Annotated in this window: 17 protein-coding genes; 5 read left to right on the top strand and 12 right to left on the bottom strand. The window is 63.9% G+C overall.

Annotated elements, in window-relative coordinates; genetic code table 11:
* Positions 1-70: 70 nt before the first annotated feature.
* Genes AADZ78_RS24795 through fadD3 form a run of 3 tightly spaced genes read right to left on the bottom strand, consistent with a single transcriptional unit; the run spans position 71 to position 3,673 of the window.
* On the bottom strand, positions 71-1,006 hold the full coding sequence (locus AADZ78_RS24795; RefSeq protein WP_085251158.1) for an acyl-CoA dehydrogenase family protein: 936 nt from the start codon (positions 1,004-1,006) through the stop codon (positions 71-73).
* Positions 1,006-2,139, bottom strand: a complete 1,134-nt coding sequence (locus AADZ78_RS24790; RefSeq protein ID WP_085251157.1) for an acyl-CoA dehydrogenase family protein — start codon at positions 2,137-2,139, stop codon at positions 1,006-1,008. The genes AADZ78_RS24795 and AADZ78_RS24790 overlap by 1 nt, the downstream gene beginning before the upstream one ends.
* Position 2,140: 1 nt before the next feature.
* A complete protein-coding gene (gene fadD3 / locus AADZ78_RS24785; protein WP_085251156.1) occupies positions 2,141-3,673 on the bottom strand; it encodes a 3-((3aS,4S,7aS)-7a-methyl-1,5-dioxo-octahydro-1H-inden-4-yl)propanoate--CoA ligase FadD3 in 1,533 nt (510 codons plus the stop codon).
* Positions 3,674-3,719: 46 nt separating this feature from the next.
* On the opposite strand from fadD3, the gene ipdE1 reads away from it, so the two are divergent.
* Positions 3,720-4,871: an acyl-CoA dehydrogenase IpdE1 gene (ipdE1, locus tag AADZ78_RS24780; protein ID WP_085251155.1), complete on the top strand. Its 1,152-nt coding sequence runs from the start codon at positions 3,720-3,722 to the stop codon at positions 4,869-4,871.
* Positions 4,868-5,656 (top strand): (5R,7aS)-5-hydroxy-7a-methyl-1-oxo-2,3,5,6,7,7a-hexahydro-1H-indene-carboxyl-CoA reductase, encoded by a 789-nt coding sequence (gene ipdF / locus AADZ78_RS24775; protein ID WP_085251154.1) that lies wholly within the window; start codon positions 4,868-4,870, stop codon positions 5,654-5,656. The genes ipdE1 and ipdF overlap by 4 nt, the downstream gene beginning before the upstream one ends.
* Before the next feature lie 15 nt (positions 5,657-5,671).
* Here ipdF and AADZ78_RS24770 read toward each other — a convergent pair whose 3' ends face one another.
* The 7 genes from AADZ78_RS24770 to AADZ78_RS24740 all read right to left on the bottom strand — a co-directional run bounded on the left by AADZ78_RS24770 (position 5,672) and on the right by AADZ78_RS24740 (position 16,159).
* On the bottom strand, positions 5,672-7,306 hold the full coding sequence (locus tag AADZ78_RS24770; RefSeq protein ID WP_085251153.1) for a PPE family protein: 1,635 nt from the start codon (positions 7,304-7,306) through the stop codon (positions 5,672-5,674).
* 153 nt (positions 7,307-7,459) lie between these two features.
* Positions 7,460-9,139 (bottom strand): PPE family protein, encoded by a 1,680-nt coding sequence (locus tag AADZ78_RS24765; protein ID WP_085251152.1) that lies wholly within the window; start codon positions 9,137-9,139, stop codon positions 7,460-7,462.
* Between the two features lie 650 nt (positions 9,140-9,789).
* On the bottom strand, positions 9,790-10,008 hold the full coding sequence (locus tag AADZ78_RS24760; RefSeq protein ID WP_239655023.1) for a hypothetical protein: 219 nt from the start codon (positions 10,006-10,008) through the stop codon (positions 9,790-9,792).
* Between the two features lie 43 nt (positions 10,009-10,051).
* Positions 10,052-10,258 (bottom strand): hypothetical protein, encoded by a 207-nt coding sequence (locus AADZ78_RS24755; RefSeq protein ID WP_239655024.1) that lies wholly within the window; start codon positions 10,256-10,258, stop codon positions 10,052-10,054.
* Positions 10,259-11,073: 815 nt separating this feature from the next.
* Complete coding sequence (locus AADZ78_RS24750; protein WP_085251151.1) at positions 11,074-12,720, bottom strand: PPE family protein; 1,647 nt, start codon at positions 12,718-12,720, stop codon at positions 11,074-11,076.
* A gap of 248 nt (positions 12,721-12,968) precedes the next feature.
* Positions 12,969-14,573, bottom strand: coding sequence for a PPE family protein (locus tag AADZ78_RS24745; protein ID WP_085251150.1), 1,605 nt, complete (start codon positions 14,571-14,573; stop codon positions 12,969-12,971).
* 17 nt (positions 14,574-14,590) lie between these two features.
* Entirely contained in the window at positions 14,591-16,159 is a 1,569-nt protein-coding gene (locus AADZ78_RS24740) for a PPE family protein (RefSeq protein ID WP_085251204.1), read from the bottom strand.
* Between the two features lie 134 nt (positions 16,160-16,293).
* Here AADZ78_RS24740 and kstR2 point away from each other — a divergent pair, with 134 nt between their 5' ends.
* The 3 genes from kstR2 (at position 16,294) to AADZ78_RS24725 (ending at position 19,033) form a co-directional block, all read left to right on the top strand.
* Positions 16,294-16,893, top strand: coding sequence for a TetR family transcriptional regulator KstR2 (kstR2, locus tag AADZ78_RS24735; RefSeq protein ID WP_085251149.1), 600 nt, complete (start codon positions 16,294-16,296; stop codon positions 16,891-16,893).
* A 1-nt stretch (position 16,894) separates the two neighbouring features.
* Positions 16,895-18,070 carry a steroid 3-ketoacyl-CoA thiolase FadA6 gene (gene fadA6 / locus AADZ78_RS24730; RefSeq protein ID WP_085251148.1) on the top strand — a complete coding sequence of 392 codons (1,176 nt, stop codon included), beginning with the start codon at positions 16,895-16,897 and terminating at the stop codon, positions 18,068-18,070.
* Positions 18,071-18,175: 105 nt separating this feature from the next.
* The gene (locus AADZ78_RS24725) at positions 18,176-19,033 is read left to right on the top strand and encodes a hypothetical protein (RefSeq protein ID WP_085251147.1); all 858 of its coding nucleotides are present in this window, start codon (positions 18,176-18,178) and stop codon (positions 19,031-19,033) included.
* A gap of 76 nt (positions 19,034-19,109) precedes the next feature.
* Here the strand turns inward: AADZ78_RS24725 and nrdF are convergent, their stop codons facing one another.
* Together nrdF and AADZ78_RS24715 are read right to left on the bottom strand one after the other, a co-directional pair.
* Positions 19,110-20,078 carry a class 1b ribonucleoside-diphosphate reductase subunit beta gene (gene nrdF, locus AADZ78_RS24720; RefSeq protein WP_085251146.1) on the bottom strand — a complete coding sequence of 323 codons (969 nt, stop codon included), beginning with the start codon at positions 20,076-20,078 and terminating at the stop codon, positions 19,110-19,112.
* Between the two features lie 91 nt (positions 20,079-20,169).
* Complete coding sequence (locus AADZ78_RS24715; RefSeq protein WP_085251145.1) at positions 20,170-22,188, bottom strand: fatty acid desaturase; 2,019 nt, start codon at positions 22,186-22,188, stop codon at positions 20,170-20,172.
* Positions 22,189-22,243: the final 55 nt, after the last annotated feature.

Raw genomic sequence — 22,243 nt, 5'->3', positions numbered from 1 at the left:
TCTCCCCCGCAAGCGGGAGGTGCCCCCACATCGCTCTTTTGCTCTGCATCGTCGCCGGTGCGGGCGCGGGTCATAGCGCCTCCAACACCCGGCGGCGATGTACTTCCGGCGTACCCCACGCCGACCGCAATGCCTGCACCCGTAGCAGCAACAGGGACAGGTCATGTTCCTGTGTGAATCCAATTGCACCGTGGGTCTGCAACGACGACCGCGCCGCCAGCAGGGCCGCCTCACCGGCAGCCACTTTGGCGGCGCTGATGTCGCGGGGTTCGATCGAAATCGCCGCTCCGTAAACGAGCGGCCGTGCCAACTCGATCGCGATGTGGACGTCGGCGAGCTTGTGCTTGATCGCCTGATACGAGCCGATCACCCGGCCGAACTGCGTCCGCTGCTTGGCATAGTCGACGGCTGCATTCAGCAGCGCCTGGGCGGCGCCCACCAGTTGGGCCCCGGTGGCCAATGCGCCGAACGCGTAGGCGCGGTTGATGTCTGCCTGCCATGGTGTCCCGGTGGCCGTCACCTCATACAGGCGGCGGCTGGGGTCGACGGATTCATGGGGGTCACCGATCGCGGCTTCGCTGACGCCGCCGTCGCCGCCCACCAGCACCAGGCCGGCGGTGTCGGCATCCACCGCGTAAGGCACCCGCGGCGGCAGCGCGACGGTGGCGATCAGCTCCCCACAGGCCAGGCCGGCGTTGCGGGTATCGTCGGCGAGCAAAACCGGTGCGACAGCGATGGATTCGGTGACCGGGCCGGGCACGCACCAGTATCCGAGGCGTTCCAGTGCGACCACCAGGTCGACGGGGTGAGCGTCGAGGCCGTCGAACTTCTCGGGCACCGCCAGCGCCGTCACGCCGAGATTGGCTAACTGCTCCCACACCTTCCGCCCGGGCGCGACATCGCCTGCGGCCCACGCGCGAACCGCTCCAGGTAAGTCTGCGGCGCTTAGCGCCGCGTCGATACTGGCCGCAAAGTCGCGTTGCTGGTCGTCGAGTGCAAAGTCCATTATCGCTTCTCCCGGGGCATACCCAGCAGCCGTTCAGAGATGATATTGCGCTGGATTTCGTTGGTACCGGCATAGATTGGGCCGCCCAGGGCGAACAGCAGACCTTCGGTCCACGGCCCGGCGAGTTCCCCGTCGGCGCCCCGAATGTCGAGCGCGGTCTGGTGCAACTCCACGTCGAGGTCGGACCAGAACACCTTGGTCACCGACGATTCCGCGCCCAGCTCGCCGCCGGTGGCAAGCCTGGTCACCGTTCCGAACGTTTGCAACCGGTAGGCCTGCGCCTTGATCCATCCGTCGGCGACCCGGTCGGCGAACTGCGGCGGTGAGCCACTGTCTTTCCACAACCGCACCAGTCGCTCCGCGGCGGCAAGGAAGCGGGCCGGGCTACGCAGCGACATGCCGCGCTCATTGCTCGATGTGCTCATCGCGGCGCGCCAACCGTCGCCTGCGGTGCCGATGACGTCCTCGTCGGGCACGAAGACGTCGTCCAGGAAGATCTCGCCGAAACCGGTGTCACCGCCCAACTGGACGATCGGGCGCACGGTGATTCCCTGTGCCTTCAGGTCGAACATGAAGTAGGTGAGGCCATGATGTCGTTCGCTCGCCGGGTCGGACCGGAATAGCCCGAATCCCATGTCGGCGAACGGCGCTCGCGAGCTCCAGATCTTCTGGCCGTTCAGCAGCCAGCCACCGTCGGTCTTGGTGGCTGTGGACCGTAGCGATGCCAGATCACTACCGGACTCGGGTTCCGACCAGGCCTGCGCCCAGATCTGTGCGCCGCTAGCCATTTTCGGCAGGATCCGGTCTAACTGTTCTTCGGTGCCATGCGCAAACAGCGTCGGTGCCAGCATCGAGGTGCCATTGGCGCTGGCCCTACCGGGCGCTCCGGCGCGGAAGTACTCCTCCTCGTACACCACCCAGTGCAGCAGCGGTGCGTCACGGCCGCCGTATTTCTTCGGCCAGGTGATCACCGACAGGCCCGCGTCGAACAGCACGCGGTCCCAATGCCGGTGCTGCGCAAAGCCTTCGGCGTTGTCGTAAGACTTCGTCGGGATGGCGTCTTTGTTGGCGACGAGGAACTCGCGCACCTCGGCCTGGAAGCCCAGTGTCTCTTCGTCGAAATTCAGATCCAATTCAGGCCAACTCTCGCAGTTGGGGTTTGACCACCTTGCCTCCGGCGTTCCGTGGCAATGCGTCGACGAACCGCACCGATCGTGGTGCCTTGAAGTTCGCCAAATGTTCGCGGGCGTAAGCGATCACGGAGTCTTCGTCGAGCTGAGCACCGGGCTGGGTAACCACGAACGCGCGACCCACTTCGCCCAGCCGCTCGTCGGGAACGCCAATCACCGCGGCGTCGGCAATGCCCTTCATCCGGGCCAGCACCTGCTCTACCTCGGCGGGGTAAACGTTGAAACCGCCACAGATGTACATGTCCTTCAGGCGGTCGGTGATCCGCAGATTGCCGGCCTCGTCGATCGCGCCGATGTCGCCAGTGTGCAGCCACCCGTCCGCGTCGATGGCCGCGGCCGTCGCCTGCGGGTCGTCGAGGTAGCCGAGCATCACGTTGGGCCCGCGCAGCAGCACTTCGCCGGTGTCGGAACCGATGCGCAACTCGAAGTCGGCGAATGGGCGCCCGCAAGTCGTCGCGACCGTCACCGGGTCGTCCTCGGGACGGCACATGGTTCCCATACCGTTGGCCTCGGTCAGACCGTAGGCAGTGAGCACGATGTCGATGTCGAGCTCGGACTGCATGCGTTCCACCAATACCACCGGCACCGTTGCGGCCCCCGTCACCGCGAACCGGAGCGAACTCAGGTCGTAGTCGCCGCGGGCCGGGTGGTCGAGCAGGGTCTGGTAGATGGTGGGCGGCCCGGGCAGCACGGTGATGCGGTGTTGCTCGATGGCGTGCAGCGCGCGCAACGGATCGAACGTGAGGTGTGGGATCAGCGTCGCGCCCGTCTGCAGACAGGCCAGGATGCCGGCCTTGTAGCCGAAGTTGTGGAAGAACGGGTTGATGCACAGGTAACGGTCGTCGCTGGTGATCTTGCCGTTGGCGGCCCACGATGCCGACGCCGACAGCGATTGTCGGTGCGCGCACAGCACGCCTTTGCTGCGGCCGGTGGTTCCGGAGGTGAACAGGATGTCGCTGACATCGTCGGGGGAGACGGCGGCGGCACGGGCACGCACGGTGTCGGTGTTGGCGCCGGTCGCGATGAACTCGTCCCAGGTGCCCCGGACAGGATCGTCGGCAGCGACGGGCACCCGGACGATGTGGCGCAGCGCGGGCAGCGCCGCGTGGTCCAACCCGGCTACCCGGTCGGTGCCCAGGAACCTACCCATAGCGAACAGCACCGGAGCCTCGGTGCGAGCCAGGACATCGGCGGCCTCTGCCGCGGTGTAGCGAGTGTTCAGTGGCACCATCGCGGCGCCGGAGTGGTGGATGGCCAGGCACGCAACCACCCAGTGCCAGGTATTCGGGGACCAGATGGCCACCCGGTCTCCAGGCTGAACGCCCAGGGCGATGAGTGCGGCCGCCGCCCGGTAAACCTCGTCACGCAGCTCGGCCCAGGTGAAGCTGCGGTCCTCGGTGATCAGTGCGGCATGGTCGGGGAGTTGCCGCACGAGACGATCTAGGGCCGCAGGCACGGTGCGGGGATCGCTCGTCACGGACGCTCCTAACAAAGCAAGTGCTTGGTAGGTTAGCCTACAGGGCATGCAGGATGTCGAGGAGTTCCGGGCCGAGGTCCGCGGCTGGCTCGCCGACAACCTGGTCGGCGAATTCGCAGCACTCAAGGGTCTTGGCGGGCCAGGACGCGAGCACGAGGCGTTCGAAGAACGCCGGGCATGGAACCAGCACCTGGCCGCAGCGGGGCTGACGTGCCTGGGCTGGCCGGTGGAGCATGGCGGCCGTGGGCTTTCGACCGCGCATCGGGTGGCCTTCTATGAGGAGTACGCCCGCGCCGACGCGCCGGACAAGGTCAACCACTTCGGAGAAGAGTTGCTGGGGCCGACGCTGATCGCGTTCGGAACGCCCGAGCAGCAGCGGCGCTTTCTGCCGCGCATCCGCGATGTCACCGAGTTGTGGTGTCAGGGATATTCGGAACCCGGCGCCGGCAGCGACCTGGCCAACGTCTCGACCACTGCCGAGCTCGACGGTGACCAATGGGTGATCAACGGCCAGAAGGTGTGGACATCGTTGGCGCACCTGTCGCAGTGGTGCTTTGTGGTCGCGCGTACCGAGAAGGGCTCCAAGCGGCATGCCGGTCTGTCGTATCTGCTGGTGCCGCTGGACCAGCCCGGTGTGCAGATCCGGCCGATCGTGCAGATCACCGGCACCGCGGAGTTCAACGAGGTGTTCTTCGACGATGCCCGCACCGACGCCGATCTGGTCGTTGGCCAGCCGGGCGACGGCTGGCGCGTCGCGATGGGAACGCTGACCTTCGAGCGCGGCGTGTCGACGCTGGGTCAGCAAATCGTCTATGCCCGTGAGCTTTCCAATCTGGCCGAGCTCGCGCGGCGCACCGGCGCCGCCGACGACCCGATCCTCCGAGAGCGGCTGACCCGGGCGTGGACCGGGCTGCGGGCGATGCGTTCGTATGCGCTGGCCACCCTGGAAGGGCCAGCTGTCGACGGCCAGGACAACGTGTCAAAACTGTTGTGGGCCAACTGGCATCGCGATCTGGGCGAGCTGGCCATGGACGTGATCGGCAAGCCCGGGCTCACACTGACCGACGGCGAGTTCGACGAATGGCAGCGGCTGTACCTGTTCACCCGCGCCGACACCATCTATGGCGGATCCAACGAGATCCAGCGCAACATCATCGCCGAGCGGGTGCTCGGCTTACCTCGGGAGGTGAAGGGGTGACGCTTTCGGTACCACCCAAAGAGGTTGCCGGACACGGGCTTCTACACGGCAAAGTCGTGGTGGTGACCGCGGCCGCGGGTACCGGCATCGGTTCGGCCACTGCACGGCGTGCTCTGCTCGAGGGCGCCGACGTAATGATCTCCGACCACCACGAGCGGCGCCTGGGGGAGACGGCCAACGAGCTGTCTGCAATGGGACTGGGCCGGGTGGAAGGTGTGCTGTGCGACGTGACGTCCAGTGTCCAGGTTGACGCGTTGATTGATTCGACCACCGCGCGCATGGGCCGCCTCGACGTGCTGGTCAACAACGCCGGGCTCGGCGGGCAGACGCCGGTGGCCGACATGACCGACGATGAATGGGACCGCGTTCTGGACGTGACGCTGACGTCGGTGTTCCGGGCCACTCGGGCGGCGCTGCGCTACTTCCGCGACGCGCCACACGGCGGGGTGATCGTCAACAACGCCAGTGTCCTGGGCTGGCGAGCCCAGCACTCGCAGGCGCACTATGCGGCCGCCAAGGCCGGGGTGATGGCGTTAACGCGCTGCAGCGCAATAGAAGCCGCCGAATACGGAGTTCGCATCAACGCCGTCTCACCTAGCATCGCCCGGCACAAGTTCCTGGACAAGACGACGTCGGCTGAGCTGCTGGATCAGCTGTCGGCACGTGAGGCGTTCGGGCGCGCCGCCGAGCCCTGGGAGGTCGCGGCCACCATCGCGTTTTTGGCGAGCGATTACTCGAGTTACCTTACTGGAGAAGTGATTTCGGTATCAAACCAGCACGCGTGACCGAGTTGTCGCGCGCTACGACAACAGCCGCCTGAGGTTGAACAAGCCCGATACTGCGGTGCCCGTGTTGAACAATCCCGAGTTCAGGCCGCTGAAGTTGGAGCCCAAGTTAGCGCCCGGGACACCGGTGTTTCCAATGCCCGAATTCTGGCCGTTTACGGCAGTGCCGCCAAAGGCCGTGTTGAAGAATCCTGAGCTGCCCCCCGTGAACCCGCTGCCGTTCGCGGTGTTGGAGAAGCCCGACATTCCCACGCCGGTGTTGTTGAACCCGGAGTTGGTCAGGCCACTGTTGGTGACGATGCCGAAGCCAGTGTTCACATTGCCCGAGTTCCAGAAGCCGGTGTTCACGCTGCCCGAATTCCCAATGCCGGTGTTCACGTTGCCCGAATTCCAGAAGCCCGTGTTGGTGATGCCCGCGTTCCCAAAGCCCGTGTTGGACTGGCCCGAGTTCCCGAAGCCGGTTTCTATGTTGCCCGAGTTCCCAATTCCGGTGTTGTCACTGCCCGAGTTCCCGAAACCGATGTTGCCGACGCCCGAGTTCCCGAAGCCAAAGCTGTTGAGGTGGCCCGGCATCTCGGCAATGCCGGTGCTGAAGATCCCGATGTTGCCGCTACCGGAGTTGAAGAGGCCGATGTTGTTGGTGCCCGAGTTGCCGATGCCGATGTTGCCGCTGCCCGAGTTCAACAACCCAGCAAGGTTGATTCCCCGTTGATTGTCGCCCGTGAGTCCGATCCCGATGTTGTTGTTGCCGGTGTTGCCGAAGCCGACATTGTTGTTGCCTGTGTTTCCGGCGCCGAAGTTGTAGTTGCCGGTGTTTCCGCCACCGATGTTGGCGTTGCCGCTGTTCCCGAAACCAGAGTTGTTGTCGCCGGTGTTACCCATACCCATGTTTCGGCCCGTGCTGCCGTTGTTTCCAAAGCCGATGTTTCCGGCGCCGGTGTTTCCAGCGCCGACGTTGTCGCTGCCGGTGTTGCCGCTGCCGATGTTGCGGTTGCCGATGTTTCCGCCGCCGAAGTTGTCGCTGCCCTTGTTTCCGTCGCCGACGTTGCCACTGCCGGTATTGCCGCTGCCGATATTGGCGTTGCCGCCCTTGTTGCCGATGCCCAGGTTGGGCAGGCTGTTGAGGAATTGCTGCAGGCTTGCCGGCAGGGGCAACGACGCCGCAGCCGACGACACCCCGGCGTGATAGCCCGTCATGGCTGCCACATCTGCCGCCCAATACTCCTCGTACAGACCTTCAACCGCCGCGATCCACGGCGCGTTGAGGCCCAACCAGTTCGAGCGAACCAACTGCACGAACGCGTTGCGGTTGGCCGCCACCAGCAGCGGATGCACCATCGCGGCGCGCGCGGCCTCGAACACACTGGCCACGGTTTTGGCCTGAGTGGCGGCCCGTTGCGCCTGAGCCGCTGCGGCGCTGAGAAATCCCGCGTACGGGCCGGCCGCGGCGGTCATCGCCGCCGACGCGGTACCCTGCCAGGCCTGGTGTGCCAGCCCTGAGGTCACTGACGAGAACGACGTGGCCGCGGTGCCCAGCTCCGCGGCCAGCCCGTCCCACGCCGCCGCTGCGTCCAGCATCGGTGCCGAACCGGCGCCGAGGTACATTCGCAGCGAGTTGATCTCGGGGGGCAACACCGAAAAGTTGGCCATCGTTGACCTCCTGCCCGTTGGCGCAGGCCGCCCCAGGCGATCCGTGCGATCCGCGCGTCAGAAAATGCTACGACGGCCCCGGGGCGAAAATTCGGGTTTCACCCGAATGCCCGGGTGAATTCGCGATCCAACCAGCACCCGTGAGACGACCGATCACAAGCGGCCGAGGTTGAAGAAGCCGGCGATACCGGTGCCGACATTGAACAAGCCGGAGAGAAGACCGGAGGTGATGCCGGCTGGTTGGCCTCCGGTCGGTCCGGTGATGCCGGTGTTGAGGAAGCCCGACATGCCGCCGTTACTGCTCGAGCCGCCACTGGCCAAGTTGGAGAAGCCCGAGATACCCTCTTGGACATTGCCGCCCCTGGCGGTGTTCAAGAAGCCCGACGTTCTATCGGCTGTGTTTCCAATCCCCGAGACATCGGTCCCCGTGTTGTTGAAGCCTGAGTTAGGCAGGCCGGTGTCAGTGGTGGAGCCGAGGCCGGTGTTCACGTTGCCCGAATTCCACCAGCCGGTGTTTGCGTCACCCGAATTTCCGTTTCCGGTATTGAAGTCGCCCGCGTTCCAAAAGCCCGTGTTGACCAAGCCTGCGTTGCCAAAGCCCGTGCTGAATCGGCCTGAGTTTCCGAATCCGGTGTTTCCGCCGTCGGCGTTCCCGATCCCGGTGTTGATGACGCCCGAATTCCCCAAGCCGAAGTTTCCGATGCCCGAGTTACCGATGCCAAAGTTGTTGTGGCTGGCCGGTAATTGGCCGAGCTGGCTGCCGGTATTGAACAAACCGACGTTACCGTGGCCAGAGTTGAAGAAGCCGATATTGTCGGTCCCCGAGTTGAACAAGCCGATGTTGCCGCTGCCGGAGTTCAGCAGCCCGGCCAGGTTGACGCCCATTTGATTGTTGCCGGTGAGACCGATGCCGACGTTGTTGTTGCCGGTGTTGCCGAAGCCGAAGTTGCTGTTGCCGGTGTTACCGGCGCCGGTGTTGTAGTTCCCGGTGTTTCCGCCGCCTCTGTTCCCGTCGCCGGTGTTTCCAAGACCGAAGTTGTTGCTACCGGTATTGCCGATGCCCACGTTGTTATTGCCCACGTCGAGCGAGGTGACGCCGCTATTTCCGAAGCCGACGTTTCCGTCGCCTCTGTTGCCCGCGCCGAAGTTGGAGTTGCCGATGTTTCCGCTGCCGACGTTGGCGTTGCCGATGTTTCCGCCGCCGATGTTCTGGTTGCCGATGTTTCCGCTGCCGACGTTGGTGTCGCCGGTGTTGCCGTTGCCCACGTTGGTGGTGCCCTTGTTGCCGATGCCCAAGTTCGCCAGCACCTCCTGCAGACTTTGTGCCGGCGGCGCCAGCTGCGCCGCCGCTGCCGACGCCCCGGCGTGATAGCCCGTCATCGCCGCCACATCGGCGGCCCACATCTGCTCGTACTGGGTTTCAGCTGCCATGATCGCCGGCGCATTGAGCCCCAACCAATTCGACCGAACTAGCTGCATCAACACATTGCGGTTTGCCGCCACCGCGAGCGGATGGACTATCGCGGCGCGAGCTGCCTCGAACGCGCTGGCCACCGCCCTTGCCTGCCCGGCAGCCCCCGATGCCTGGGCGGCCGCCGCGCTGAGAAATCCGGCGTAGGGGGCCGCTGCGGCCGTCATCGCCGCCGACGCGGGACCCCGCCACGCGTCGCCGGCCAGCCCGGAGGTCACCGACGTAAACGACGACGCCGCAACCCCCAACTCTGAGGCCAACCCGTCCCAGGCCGCCGCTGCGTCCAACATCGGCGCCGAACCCGCACCGGTGAACATCAGGAAGGAATTGATCTCGGGCGGCAACACTGAAAAATTAGCCATTGTTGACCTCCAACTCGTGCTACCGGCCGGTCATGCTCGGGCCGTTTAGATTCGAGGATTCCCGCAACGTCACAGATGCTACGACGACGCCGAGGAGAAGATTCGGCTTTCGCCGGAATTCCGGCGGTTCCGGATGGCGGCGAGTCGACAGTTTCCAAACGATGGTTATTCGCGCTGCGGAATTCCAGAAGGCGGCGACTGTCCCGCACTGCCAGTGCTCGACGACTTTTTTCTTCTGCGCTGCCAAGGATTGACGCCATCGAGGTAACGGTCGCGCACGGGCTTGGTTCGGTACCAAGGACCTCGATCCTGCACGTCGGCCCAGGTGTGCGCGCAAGCCGCGCGCTTACGTGGGGCGCTGCCTGTTCGACGTCGGTGGCGAGGCGAGTCGCAATCTCGTCCGACCGCGGTGTGTCTGCGACGACTTCGAATAGGCACGATGCATCAACGATGAGCATCGGGCCATTCCCCGTGCCACTTGTCGTGCGTCGACAGCACGTCGGCAGTTGACACCGTCGAAGGTCGCCGACCGGTCCGGGCCAACCACTGTGCGGCCGATGGCCTGGCTGACCGGTAAATGCTCAAGGTGAGTGGGCACGCGACAGTGACTCGGCGGAGCGGGGTGTTGTTGCGAGACTTGTGTATTGGGGCTAGGCGGGGGGTTCGATGGTGACCCGGTAGCCCATGGCGGCGAGGTGCGCGAGGTGGTTGCGTGGTCGTCGTTGGGTGAGGATGCGGTTGGTGTAGAAATCGGGGCCCAGGTCATGGGTCACGTCTTCACGCAGCCGGGTGTAGTCGCGCAGCCGCCGGATCTCAGCCGGTGGCACGAAAGATGATCGCAGCAGGCCCTTTTCGGTCAGCTTGGCCAAGCTGACCGCGTCGAGCTTGTCTTGGGCCGGCCCGGCACATTCGTCACATCCCGGGCATTGACCAGCTGCACCTCAAGGCCCGCCGCCTGCAGCGGGTAGTAGAAGATCCGCCAACGCACACCTTGCCCGCCGCTTTGACCACATCGATGGCGGCGACCCGCTCGATCACCCACTCGTGCCCGGCGTCGGCAATCTCCACCGGCCCCGCCACCACCGCCGGTTTCTGCTTGTGCTTGCGTCGTGTTGCCACTTAGCTTGCCCTGCAGTCGAATCCCTCCCACTCGCATCGGGTGGACCGCCCGGGGCCTCGGTCAGGGGAACCGACATTCTGACCGTTGTTCTCGAGGCAACAGCACGTGAGCCCAGCGTCGGATCGGCGTCGGCGGGCGGACCCGACCCCATTGTCACGCCTACGAGGCGTCCCACAAGGAAAACGAAGCTTGAGGAAAGAAGCTTGACTCACAGTGGTGCGCACCATGAATCGGGCACATCGCACCGTCACAACAGTCACATGTGTCGCTGCGCCCCGGTGGACACCCGATGCGCCCGGCTCTTAGCGACAACCGCCTGAGCTGCGGTGTTGTGCCCACGTTGGTGGTGGCCGTGCGGGTTTCGCGGTGGCGTTGACCTGCAGAAACCGCGTTGTCGCTCTTAGGTGGGCAGCGAGACCATAGCCTCCGACAGAGGCCAGAGTTGCAGATGTGACTACAGAGCAATACAGACAGCCAGAGCGGAAACTCGCGCCAGTCATGGTGCGCGCCACCGCAGTTCGCAGTAGCCCCGGCTCGCTATCTTCTTCGCGTCCAGGTGCGCTTGAGCGACCGGCCCGCCAGGAAGACTCCAGCAGCCGCGCCGCAGGTCGGGGTTAGTGTTAGTGCACAACTCTCGACGCGTCCCGAAGCAGACTCACAGGTCAGCGGGCTCCAGCAATGCCGAGCTGCGAACCGTGAGCCAAATCGGGTCGAAGGTCGCCGACCGGTCCGGGCCAACCACCCGTGTGACCGATGGCCGCGAAGCCAACCGCGTGGCTTCGCGTCGCAGCAACTCGAGCGGGCCTCGACCGCACTATGACAAAAGCTGCCGACTGAGGTTGAATATGCCCGATATCACGCTGCCCGTGTTGAACAAGCCCGAGTCAAAGCCGCTCAGATTAAAGCCGAAGACGCTGCCCGGGACGCCCGTATTCCCAATGCCCGAAATTTGGCCGTTTACGATGGTGCCGCCGCTGGCGGTGTTGAAGAAGCCCGAGATAAATCCGTTCGTCGCACCGCCGCTGGCTCTGTTTCCGAAGCCTGAGATTCCGCTACCCGTGTTGTTGAAGCCAGAATTGGTTTGTCCGGTGTTGGTGGTGGACCCGAAGCCCGTGTTTACGTTGCCAGAATTCCAGAAGCCCGTGTTGGTGATGCCCGAATTCCCATCGCCGGTGTTTGTGTTGCCCGAGTTTTCGGAGCCGGTATTGAAGATGCCCGAGTTGCCGAAGCCGGTGTTCAGGCTGCCCGAGTTGCCGAAACCGGTGTTCAGCTGTCCCGAATTGCCGAAACCGGTGTTTCCGGCGTTGGTATTCCCGATGCCGATATTGGCCGAACCGGAGTTGCCGAAGCCAAAACTGTTGAGGTCGCCCGGATCAAAGGTATTAGTGCCGGTGCTGAACATGCCGATGTTGCCGCTACCCGAGTTGAAGAAGCCGATGTTGTTGGTGCCCGAGTTGCCGATACCGATGTTGCCGCTGCCGGAGTTCAGTAGGCCGGCGAGGTTAATGCCCCGCTGATTGTCGCCGGTGAGCCCGATCCCGATGTTGTTGTTGCCGGTGTTCCCGAAACCGAAGTTGTAGTTTCCGGTATTCCCACCACCAATGTTTGCGTTGCCATTGTTTCCACCGCCGGTGTTCCCGTCGCCGCTGTTCCCGAAGCCCCAGTTGCTGTTGCCCCTGTTGCCCATGCCTACGTTGTGGCCCGGGTCTGAGCTTGTGCCGGGGTTACCCAGATTTCCAAAGCCGAAGTTTCCGTTGTGGACGTTTCCGGCACCGACATTTCCATTGCCATTGTTACCGCTGCCGAAATTCCCATCGCCGCTATTTCCGCCGCCGATGTTTTGGTTGCCAGCATTTCCGTTGCCGATGTTTTGGTTGCCGGCGTTGCCGTTGCCCAAGTTGGCGGTGCCCTTGTTGCCGATGCCCAAGCTCGGTAGATCCTGCAACGCCTGCGCCCAGGGCGCCAACTGCGCGGCCGCCGCTGAGGCTCCGCCGTGATAGCCGGCCATCGCGGACACATCCGCAGCCCACATCTCCTCATAAATGCCTTCGGCAGCCGCGATCGCCGGCGCGTTCAACCCCAACCAATTCGACCGGACCAACTGCACAAACGCGTTGCGGTTAGCGGCCACCGCCAGCGGATGCACGATGGCTGCTTTCGCCGCCTCGAACACACCGGCCACCAACCGGGCCTGCCCTGCCGCTCCCTGGGCTTGGGCAGAGGCCGCGCTCAAAAATCCCGCATACGGGGTCGCCGCCGCAGCCATCGCCGCCGCCGCGGCACCCTGCCACGCCTGCGTCGTTAGTCCCGAGGTCACCGAGGAAAACGACGACGCCGCGGCCCCCAGCTCCGATGCCAGCCCTTCCCAAGCCGCCGCCGCGGCCAGCATTGGCGCCGACCCCGCGCCGAGATACATCCGCAGCGAGTTGATCTCCGGGGGCAACACCGCAAAATTCGCCATGGCTGGCCGCCTATCCGTGTCCACCGGTCACCGCCCGAGGCGACCCGGTGTCCGACGCGAAATGGAATACTGCGTCACAAATGCTACGGTTGTGTCAGCGCCAATATCGGCTTTTCGCGGTTTAGCTTGACACGCCTGATTCGCCGAGTATGCAACCTCAAGGGCCGGTTGGCGGCGCTAACTCGTTGCAGCGCAATGGAGCCGCCGGGTAGAGCCGCCGAACACTGCGAGGTCGGAAACTCCAGGTGCTAAAGCTGGAACCGCCTCAGGTTGAAGACCCCGGATAGGTTGGTGCCGCTGTTGAAGAAACCGGAGTTAAATCCGCTCAAGAAGGGGCTTTGGCCCACGACGCCGGTGTTTCCGATACCGGAGGTAAAGCCGGTCAACACGCCACCGCTAGCCGTGTTGAAAAAGCCGGAGATGCTTTGTCCGACCGTGTTTCCAAATCCCGAGTTTCCGGTGCCGGTGTTGTTAAAGCCGGAGTTAGGTTGTCCGGTGTCGGTGGTGGCTCCGAAGGCCGTGTTCACGTTGCCCGAATTCCAGAATCCGGTGTTTGTGCTGCCCGAATTCCCATTGCCCGTATTGATACTGCCCGAATTCCAGAAGCCGGTGTTCAGGCTCCCGCCGTTCCCAAAGCCCGTGTTCTGGCTGCCGGCGTTCCCGAAGCCCGTGTTGGTCCCACCCGAGTTTCCGAAGCCGGTGTTAGCGGAACCGGTATTTCCGAAGCCGATGTTGCCGACGCCGGCGTTTCCGATGCCAAGGTTGTTGAGACTGTCCGGCATCGAGAGATTGTCACCACTGCTGAACAGGCCCACGTTGTGGTTGCCCGAGTTGAAGAAGCCAATGTTGTTGGTCCCTGAGTTGAACAGACCGATATTGCCGCTGCCGGAGTTCAGCAGGCTGGAGAATTTGATTCCCACCTGATTGTTGCCGGTGAGGCCGATTCCGATGTTGTTGTTGCCGGTGTTGCCGAATCCAAAGTTATTGTTGCCGGTGTTTCCGGCACCAATGTTTGCGTTGCCGGTGTTTCCGCCGCCCCGGTTTCCGTCGCCAAAGTTTCCTAGCCCGAAGTTGTTGTTACCGCTGTTGCCGAAACCGACGTTTTGGCCGGCGCCGAACGCGGCGTTTCCGAATCCGATGTTGCCGTCGCCAACGTTTCCGGACCCTGCGTTTGCGTTGCCAATGTTACCGTTACCGAAGTTTGCGTTGCCAAAGTTTCCGGCGCCAATGTTTTGGTCGCCGGTGTTTCCGTTGCCGACATTCCCGGCACCGGTATTGCCGTTGCCCAAGTTAGCGTTGCCCTTGTTGCCGAAACCCAAACTCGGCAGATCCTGCAGCGCCTGCGCCCAGGGCGCTAACTGCGCGGCCGCCGCTGAAGCCCCGGAGTGATACCCGGTCATCGCGGCCACGTCCTGTGCCCACATTTCCTCGTAGAGGTTCTCGGCGGCCGCGATCGCGGGTGCGTTGAGCCCGAACAAATTCGAGCGCACCAGCTGCACGAATGCACTGCGATTGGCCGCGACCTGCAGCGGATGCACCATCGCGGCCCGAGCCGCTTCGAACACGCTGGCCACCGCTTTAGCCTGGCCCGCTGCCCCCTGGGCTTGGGCTGAGGCCGCGCTCAAAAATGCCGCATAGGGGGCCGCCGCAGTGGACATAGCCGCCGCCGCGGCCCCTTGCCACGACTGCACCGTCAGACCCGAGGTCACCGAGGAAAACGACGCCGCCGCGGACCCCAATTCCGATGCCAGTCCCTCCCAGGCTGCCGCGGCGTCCAGCATTGGCGCTGAACCCGCACCGACAAACATCCGCAACGAGTTGATCTCTGGCGGTAGCACCGAGAAGTTCACGATCCTGCCCTTCGTTAGCTTTACGACGGCCGACTGAGATTAAATAAGCCCGAGATATAGGTGCCGTAGTTGAGGTAGCCGGAGTTGAGGTCGGTGGAGTTTCTCACCCCCGAGCTACCCGTAGCGCCGGTGACTTGGAAGCCCGACGTGTTGGTGCCGGTGTTTGCAAATCCCGACAATCCGGTGCCGGTATTGGCGAAGCCCGAGTTGAGATCGCCGGTGTCGAAGGTCGCCCCGATGCCGGTGGTGACGTTGCCCGAGTTCCAGAAGCCAGTGTTGGTGGCGCCGGAATTGCCACTGCCCGTATTGGTGTCGCCGCCGTTCCACCAGCCGGTGTTGAAGCTACCGGCGTTGCCACCGCCGGTGTTCCAGCTGCCACTGTTTCCCCAACCGGTATTGACGTCACCCGCGTTGCCGAAGCCGGTATTGCCCATGCCCGCGTTTCCGATGCCGAGGTTCCCGGTCCCCGAGTTGCCAATCCCGAAGCTGTTGAGGGCGCCCGACACAACGTTATTGGTCCCGGCGCTGAACAAGCCGATGTTGCCGTTGCCCGAGTTGAAGAACCCGACGTTGTTGTTGCCCGAGTTGAAAAGTCCGATATTCCCGCTGCCCGAGTTCAGGCCGCCGATCCCCACCTGATTGTTGCCGGTGAGCCCGATGCCGATGTTGTTGTTGCCGGAGTTGCCGAAGCCCCAGTTGCCGTTGCCGGAGTTGCCGGCGCCGATATTGGAGTTACCGGCGTTCCCGCCGCCGATGTTGCCGTTGCCCAGATTTCCCAGGCCGAAGTTATAGCTGCCGGTGTTCCCCATCCCGACGTTTCCGGTGACCGCCGTCGGCGGAACGCCGGTGCCGCCGTTACCAAAGCCTATGTTGTTGCTCCCGAGGTTCCCGGCGCCGAAGTTTGTGGTCCCGTTGTTCCCGACGCCGAAGTTCTGGTTACCCCGGTTCCCGCTGCCAAAGTTGAAGTCGCCCTTGTTTCCATTGCCGAGATTCTGGTTGCCGGTGTTTCCATTGCCCAGATTGCCAACGCCAATGTTTCCGAGGCCCAAGTTCTCGATCGGGGAGGCCAGTGAAAGCGCTGCGAACGGGGTCAACTGCGCCGCCGCCGCTGACGCCCCGGAGTAGTACGCGGCCATCGCGGACACGTCCGCGGCCCACATCTCCTCGTAGAGGCTCTCCGCGGCGGCGATCGCCGTCGCGTTCTGGCCGAACAGATTCGACATCACCAGCCGCACAAAAGCATTGCGATTGGCCGCGACCGCCGCCGGATGGATCGTCGCCGCCCACGCTTGCTCGAACGCGCCGGCCACCGTTCGTGCCTGGCCGGCCGCGCCCTGGGCCCGGGCCGACGCCTCGCTGAGCCACCCAGCATATGGGGCAGCCACCGCCGCCATCGCTACCGCCGCCGGACCCTGCCACGAATGAGCCACCAGGCTTGAGGTCACCGACGCAAACGAGTTGGCCGCAGCCCGCAGTTCATCGGCCAGCCCTTCCCAGGCCACGGCGGCCTCCAACATTGGCGTCGAACCCGCGCCGACGAACATGTTCAAAGAATTGACCTCCGGCGGTAGCGTCACGAAGTGCACAATGTTGACCTCCACCTGACCGCCCGTCGTCCGACGTCAGAGACACTACGACCAGGCCGCGGTGCACACCCGCGCTTTCGCCGGATATCTGCCCAGGCAAATTGCCCGAGCAAGCGCTTGGTTGATACTGTGATCCAGTGGACCGAGTCGGTCAGGCTAACAGCAGACGAGACGAGTTGCTAGAACTCGCCGCGCGGATGTTCGCCGAGCGTGGTTTGCGCGCAACCACCGTGCGCGATATTGCCGACGGGGCCGGCATCCTGTCCGGCAGCCTCTATCACCATTTCGCCTCCAAGGAGGAGATGGTCGACGACCTGCTGCGGGGGTTTCTGGATTGGCTGTTCGCCCGCTACCGCCAAATTGTGGATCGCGAGGACAATCCGTTAGAGCGGCTCAAGGGCTTGTTCATGGCGTCGTTCGAGGCGATAGAGCACCGGCATGCCCAGGTCGTCATCTACCAGGACGAAGCCCAGCGGCTGTCGTCGCAGTCCCGGTTTTCCTACATTGAGGACCTGAACAAACAGCAGCGAAAGATGTGGGTCGACGTGCTGAATCAGGGTATCGAAGAGGGGTACTTCCGGCCTGATCTGGACGTTGACCTGGTCTACCGATTCATTCGTGACACCACCTGGGTTTCGGTGCGCTGGTATCAACCCGGCGGGCCGCTCACCGCTGAGCAGGTGGGTCAGCAATACCTCGCCATCGTGCTTGGCGGGATCACCAAAGAAGGAGTCTGAAATGCCCCGTGTCGGCGACGATGCCGCGTATGTCATCGAGGCTGTCCGTACCGCGGTCGGCAAGCGCAACGGCGCACTCGCGGGTATACATCCCGTCGACCTGGGTGCCTTAGCGTGGCGCGGACTGTTCGAGCGGACCGATGTGGACCCCGCTGCCGTTGACGATGTGATCGCCGGTTGTGTAGACGCCATCGGCGGACAGGCGGGTAACATCGCCCGACTGTCGTGGCTGGCCGCTGGCTATCCGGAAGAGGTTCCCGGTGTCACCGTGGATCGGCAGTGCGGTTCTAGCCAGCAGGCGATTTCCTTTGGCGCTCAGGCGATCATGTCCGGCACAGCAGACCTCATCGTGGCCGGCGGCGTGCAGAACATGAGCCAGATCCCCATCTCGTCGGCGATGACGGTTGGCGAGCAGTTCGGGTTCACCTCACCGACTAACGAGTCCAAGCAGTGGCTGCACCGCTACGGTGATCAGGAGATCTCGCAGTTCCGCGGCTCGGAGCTGATCGCCGAGAAGTGGAACCTGTCGCGGGAAGAGATGGAGCAGTACGCGCTGACCAGCCACGAGCGCGCGTTTGCCGCGATCCGGGCTGGTCACTTCGACAACGAAATCATCACTGTCGAAACCGAATCGGGTCCGTTCCGGGTCGACGAGGGCCCGCGCGAGTCGTCGTTGGAGAAGATGGCCGGCCTCAAGCCGCTGGTCGAGGGGGGGCGGCTGACGGCGGCGATGGCCAGTCAGATTTCGGACGGTGCCAGTGCGGTGCTACTGGCGTCCGCTCAGGCCGTCAAAGACCATGGACTGACGCCCCGCGCGCGCATCCACCACATCAGCGCCCGCGGTGCCGACCCGGTCTTCATGCTCACCGGCCCCATACCCGCCACCCGTCACGCGCTGGAAAAGACCGGGATCTCAATAGAAGACATCGACACCGCGGAGATCAACGAGGCGTTCGCGCCGGTAGTTATGGCCTGGCTCAAGGAAATCAAGGCCGACCCGGAGAAAGTCAATCCCAACGGCGGCGCGATAGCGCTCGGACATCCGTTGGGCGCCACCGGGGCAAAGCTGTTCACCACGATGCTGAACGAGTTAGAGCGCATTGGCGGTCGGTACGGACTGCAGACGATGTGCGAGGGCGGCGGCACCGCCAACGTGACTATCATTGAGCGGCTGTAGCCGCTCATTGGCGCCGAGTGTGAATCAGCCGACGCTGAATCGGCGTGTCGCGTCGTGAGATTCACACTCGGTGGCGGTGTCGGTGGGGGATGACACCATGCGCGAATGGACTGGCCGTTTCTTGGTTCTGAAGCCCTGGCGGCGAAGGCCTTACCCGAGCGGGCGATGCGGTCGCTGTACGAGGCGGTCTATCCGGGCGTCTATGTCCCGTCCGGCATCGAGTTGACGGCGGGCCAGCGGGCGCACGCAGCATGGTTGTGGTCGCGACGGCGAGACGTCGTTGCGGGCAATTCGGCGGCCGCGCTACTCGGCGCAAAGTGGGTAAATGGCTGGGCGCCAGCCGAATTGGTGCACGTCAACCGTCATCCGCCGCCGTTGATAACGGTGCATGCCGACACGTTGTTGGAGTCGGAAGTGATCGATGTCGGCGGCATTTCGGTGACCACCGCGGCCCGCGCTGCCTTCGACATCGGTCGACGTACGTCGCGGCTGCAGGCTGTGCAGCGCCTCGATGCGCTCGCGAACGCCACCGATGTCAAGATGCTAGACGTCGAGGTGCTCGCGGCCCAGCACCCTGGTGCTCGTGGAGTGCGCCGGCTGCTTGAGGTGCTTCCGCTGGTAGACGGTGGTGCGGACTCCCCGCAGGAGACCCGAACCCGGCTAGCGTTGGTCGACGCCGGGTTTCCCGCACCACGCACGCAGATCCCGATACTAGATCCGAGTGGATATCTGGTGGCCCGCGTCGATATGGGTTGGGAGGAATGGCGCGTGGGCGTGGAATACGACGGGGCTCAACACTGGATCGACCCTCGGCAGCGAACCCGTGACATCGACCGCTGGGCCGAAGTTGCCGAATGCGGTTGGACGATCATCCGCGTCGGGAGCGACTTGCTCAGATACCGCCAGGGCACGCTGATGCAACGGGTTGACGCGGCGCTTTCAGCCGCCGGCTGGCGGCCGTGATCGCGCCGAGAGTGAACCACCCGACGGCGAAGCGGCGTGTCGCGTCGCGAGATTCACAGTCGGCGCAGTCAAGCCGTCAGAAATCCCAGTCGGCGTCCTCGGTGGCTTGGTGCGTGCCAATGACGTAAGCGCTGCCCGAGCCGGAGAAGAAGTCGTGATTCTCACCGGCACCGGGATCGAGCGCGGAGAGTACCGCCGGGTTCACCACGCATTCTTGCGGGCCGAACGCGGCCTCGTACCCGAGGTTGGCGAGCGCCTTGTTTGCGTTATAGCGCATGTAAGGCAAAACGTCGTCGGTCCAGCCCAGCTCGTCGTATAGGTCATGGGCGTAGTCAATTTCATTGGCGTACAACGCATGTAGCAGCTCATAAGTGTACTCGCGGTGGTCGGCGCGTTCCGCGTCGGTAAGCTCGGCCAGCCCGCGCTGGCACTTGTAACCGATGTAATACCCGTGCACGGCTTCGTCGCGGATGATCAGCCGAATAAGATCGGCCGTGTTGGTGAGCTTGCCGCGCGAAGACCAGTACATCGGCAGATAGAAACCCGAGTAGAACAGAAACGATTCCAGCATGACCGACGCCGCTTTGCGTTTCAGGGCGTCGTCACCGCGGTAGAAATCGACGATGATCTGCGCCTTGCGCTGCAGATGCGGGTTCTGCTCAGACCAGTCGAACGCGTCGTCGATCTGGCGGGTCGAGCACAGCGTCGAAAAAATCGAACTGTAGCTCTTGGCGTGCACCGACTCCATGAAGGCGATGTTGGTCAGGACCGCCTCTTCGTGCGGCGTGATCGCGTCGGCGATCATCGATACCGCGCCGACGGTTGCCTGCGCGGTGTCGAGCAGAGTCAGCCCGGTGAACACCCGGATCGTTGTCTGCTGCTCCGGCGTGGTCAGCGTTTGCCACGACGCCAGGTCATTGGACAGGGGCACCTTCTCGGGCAACCAGAAGTTGCCGGTCAACCGCTCCCAAACCTGCGCGTCCTTCGGATCGAGCACGCGGTTCCAGTTGATCGCTTGCGTCTTGTCGATCGATCGGGTAGTCATCGCTCCCTCTCCATTGTGGGCTGGCTCTCGACCATACCGCGATGTTTCGGTTACCCGAAGAAATTAATGTGGGTGTCCTACATCAGACGGCTCAGGCGTCAAAGTCCACGGCCACAAAGGGCGTCGTCGGGTGTGACTGGCAGGTCAGGATGTAGCCGGCGTCGAGTTCGGCCTGCCCCAGGGCAAAGTTGTGGTCCATCGCCACGTTGCCTTCGACGAGCTTGGCCCGGCAGGTGCCACACGCACCGCCCATGCACGCGTACGGCGCATCGCTGCGAAGCTGCAGCGCGCCTTCCAGAATCGTGTCGCCGGGCACCAGATCGAACGTTGCCTGCTCGCCTGACAGCGTGAAGGTGACGGTTGCCGCCGCATGGGAGTGTTCGGTGGCCGGCGCCGTCTGGTAGCCGTAGAACAGCTCCAGGTGAATGCGCTCGGGGTCCACACAATGCTCTAGCAACGTCTCGCGCACGGTGGTGGTCATCGCCATCGGACCGCAGATGAACCACTCGTCCACGGTGTCGGGCTGAAGACTGCTCGCCAGCCACATGGTGAGCTTTTCCCGGTCGATCCGGCCGCGCAGTTCGGGAGTGTGCAACGGCTCGCTGGACAGCACATGCAGGATCTCCAGCCGATCGGCATACCGGGACTCGAGACGGTCGAGCTCCGCCCGAAACATCGTCGACTCCTTGGTGCGGTTGCCGTAGATCAGCGTGAACCGGCTTTCGGTCTCGATCTCGAGCGTGGTCGCCACGATGGACAGCACCGGTGTGATCCCGCTGCCGGCCACCAGGCCCACGTAGTGCTTGCCGCTCAGCGGATTCAGTGGCGTTCCGAACCGGCCGGTCGGAGTCATGAGCTCAAGTACGTCGCCGGCCTTGAGATCGTTGGCCACAAATGTCGAAAACGCGCCGCCGGGAATGTGTTTGACCGCGATCCGCAGCTGGGCGCGGGTAGCCGGCGCGCAGATTGAGTAGTTGCGGCGGATGCCTTGGCCGCCAAGGTCGGTGCGCACCGTGACGTGCTGACCCGGGTCGAAACGGAACGCGTCCCGCAACGCTTCCGGGACGGCGAAAGTGACCAGGGTGGCATCGGTGGTAATGGGATCCACCGAGGCGACTGGGATGCGGTGCAACACCGCGTGGGGCGAATTCGATCTGGCCGGCATCCGCACCGGCAACAGTCGTGCGAGCCTGCCATTCAGCTCCTTCCACTCCCGAAACTCATCCGGATTCAGTTGCTGGCCAAAGACTGTGGAGATCGCGGCATTGCGCTCCAGGTAGGCCTCCTCGTTGCGCTGCCAGGTCCGCAGGTATCGGTAGAACGGCACCGAGGGATGCAGGTGGTGCACCAGGTGATAGTTCTGCGACAGCAGCACGGGGGTGAATAGCCACTCCGCGCCAACGCGGTTGCGGGTGGCTCGGTAGCGGTTGGTGCGCTGGGTGTCCGCCAGCCCGTGGTGGGGCAGCCAGTCGAACCACCAGGCCAGGACGGTGGCTCCGATGCGCTGCGGAATCAGGAAGACCACCGCCAGCGTCCAGAGGTTTCCGGTGACGATCGCTACGGTCAGGCCGGTGACGCTCAGGGTGAGCAGCAACAACGTCTCGGCAACCTCTTTGACGGGTCGGCTGCGCGCGCGGGGCAGGTAGTACTTCAGGTAGAAGTACTCGACCAGCGACCAGCGCAGCGGCAGCTGCCACCACTTGCCGTGCGAGGCGAAGGTGTCGGGGTCTTGGTCGTCGTCGTTGGCATGGCGGTGATGCTGAATGTGGATGTACCCGAACGACGGGAACGCGACCACGGGCCCGACGAAAAGCCACGCCAGCCGCCCGAGCAGCCCGTTCACCCAGCGGGTGGAGCTGATCGAATAATGCGACGCGTCGTGGACGACGGTGAACATCACAAAGGTCACCGCGGCGTTGACCGGGATCGTGACCCACACCGGCGCCCATCCGCTGATATAGCCGGTTGTCGACACGACGAATGCGGTCAACGCCGCGAGGAAGATCCCGACGGTGGGTAGCGCGATTCTGGGTACCGCCTCACCGGGATCGGGCAGCGCGTGGTGCGCGGACGCGTCCGGCGCCGCTTCGTGCATCTCGATGGTCGACATAGCTGATACAGCCTAATGGGCATGCGTCAACTACTCCATCGGCGTTGATGGGACC

It is taken from the genome of Mycobacterium riyadhense (assembly GCF_963853645.1).
Taxonomy (GTDB): Bacteria; Actinomycetota; Actinomycetes; order Mycobacteriales; family Mycobacteriaceae; genus Mycobacterium; species Mycobacterium riyadhense.
This window is presented reverse-complemented; position numbering and strand designations above follow the sequence as displayed.

Coding starts and splice junctions, on each gene's coding strand:
- AADZ78_RS24795 (WP_085251158.1), bottom strand. CDS start 1,006: ATGGACTTTGCACTCGACGACCAGCAACGCGACTTTGCGGCCAGTATC.
- ipdE1 (WP_085251155.1), top strand. CDS start 3,720: ATGCAGGATGTCGAGGAGTTCCGGGCCGAGGTCCGCGGCTGGCTCGCC.
- AADZ78_RS24770 (WP_085251153.1), bottom strand. CDS start 7,306: ATGGCCAACTTTTCGGTGTTGCCCCCCGAGATCAACTCGCTGCGAATG.
- AADZ78_RS24765 (WP_085251152.1), bottom strand. CDS start 9,139: ATGGCTAATTTTTCAGTGTTGCCGCCCGAGATCAATTCCTTCCTGATG.
- AADZ78_RS24750 (WP_085251151.1), bottom strand. CDS start 12,720: ATGGCGAATTTTGCGGTGTTGCCCCCGGAGATCAACTCGCTGCGGATG.
- fadA6 (WP_085251148.1), top strand. CDS start 16,895: ATGCCCCGTGTCGGCGACGATGCCGCGTATGTCATCGAGGCTGTCCGT.
- AADZ78_RS24725 (WP_085251147.1), top strand. CDS start 18,176: ATGGACTGGCCGTTTCTTGGTTCTGAAGCCCTGGCGGCGAAGGCCTTA.
- nrdF (WP_085251146.1), bottom strand. CDS start 20,078: ATGACTACCCGATCGATCGACAAGACGCAAGCGATCAACTGGAACCGC.
- AADZ78_RS24715 (WP_085251145.1), bottom strand. CDS start 22,188: ATGTCGACCATCGAGATGCACGAAGCGGCGCCGGACGCGTCCGCGCAC.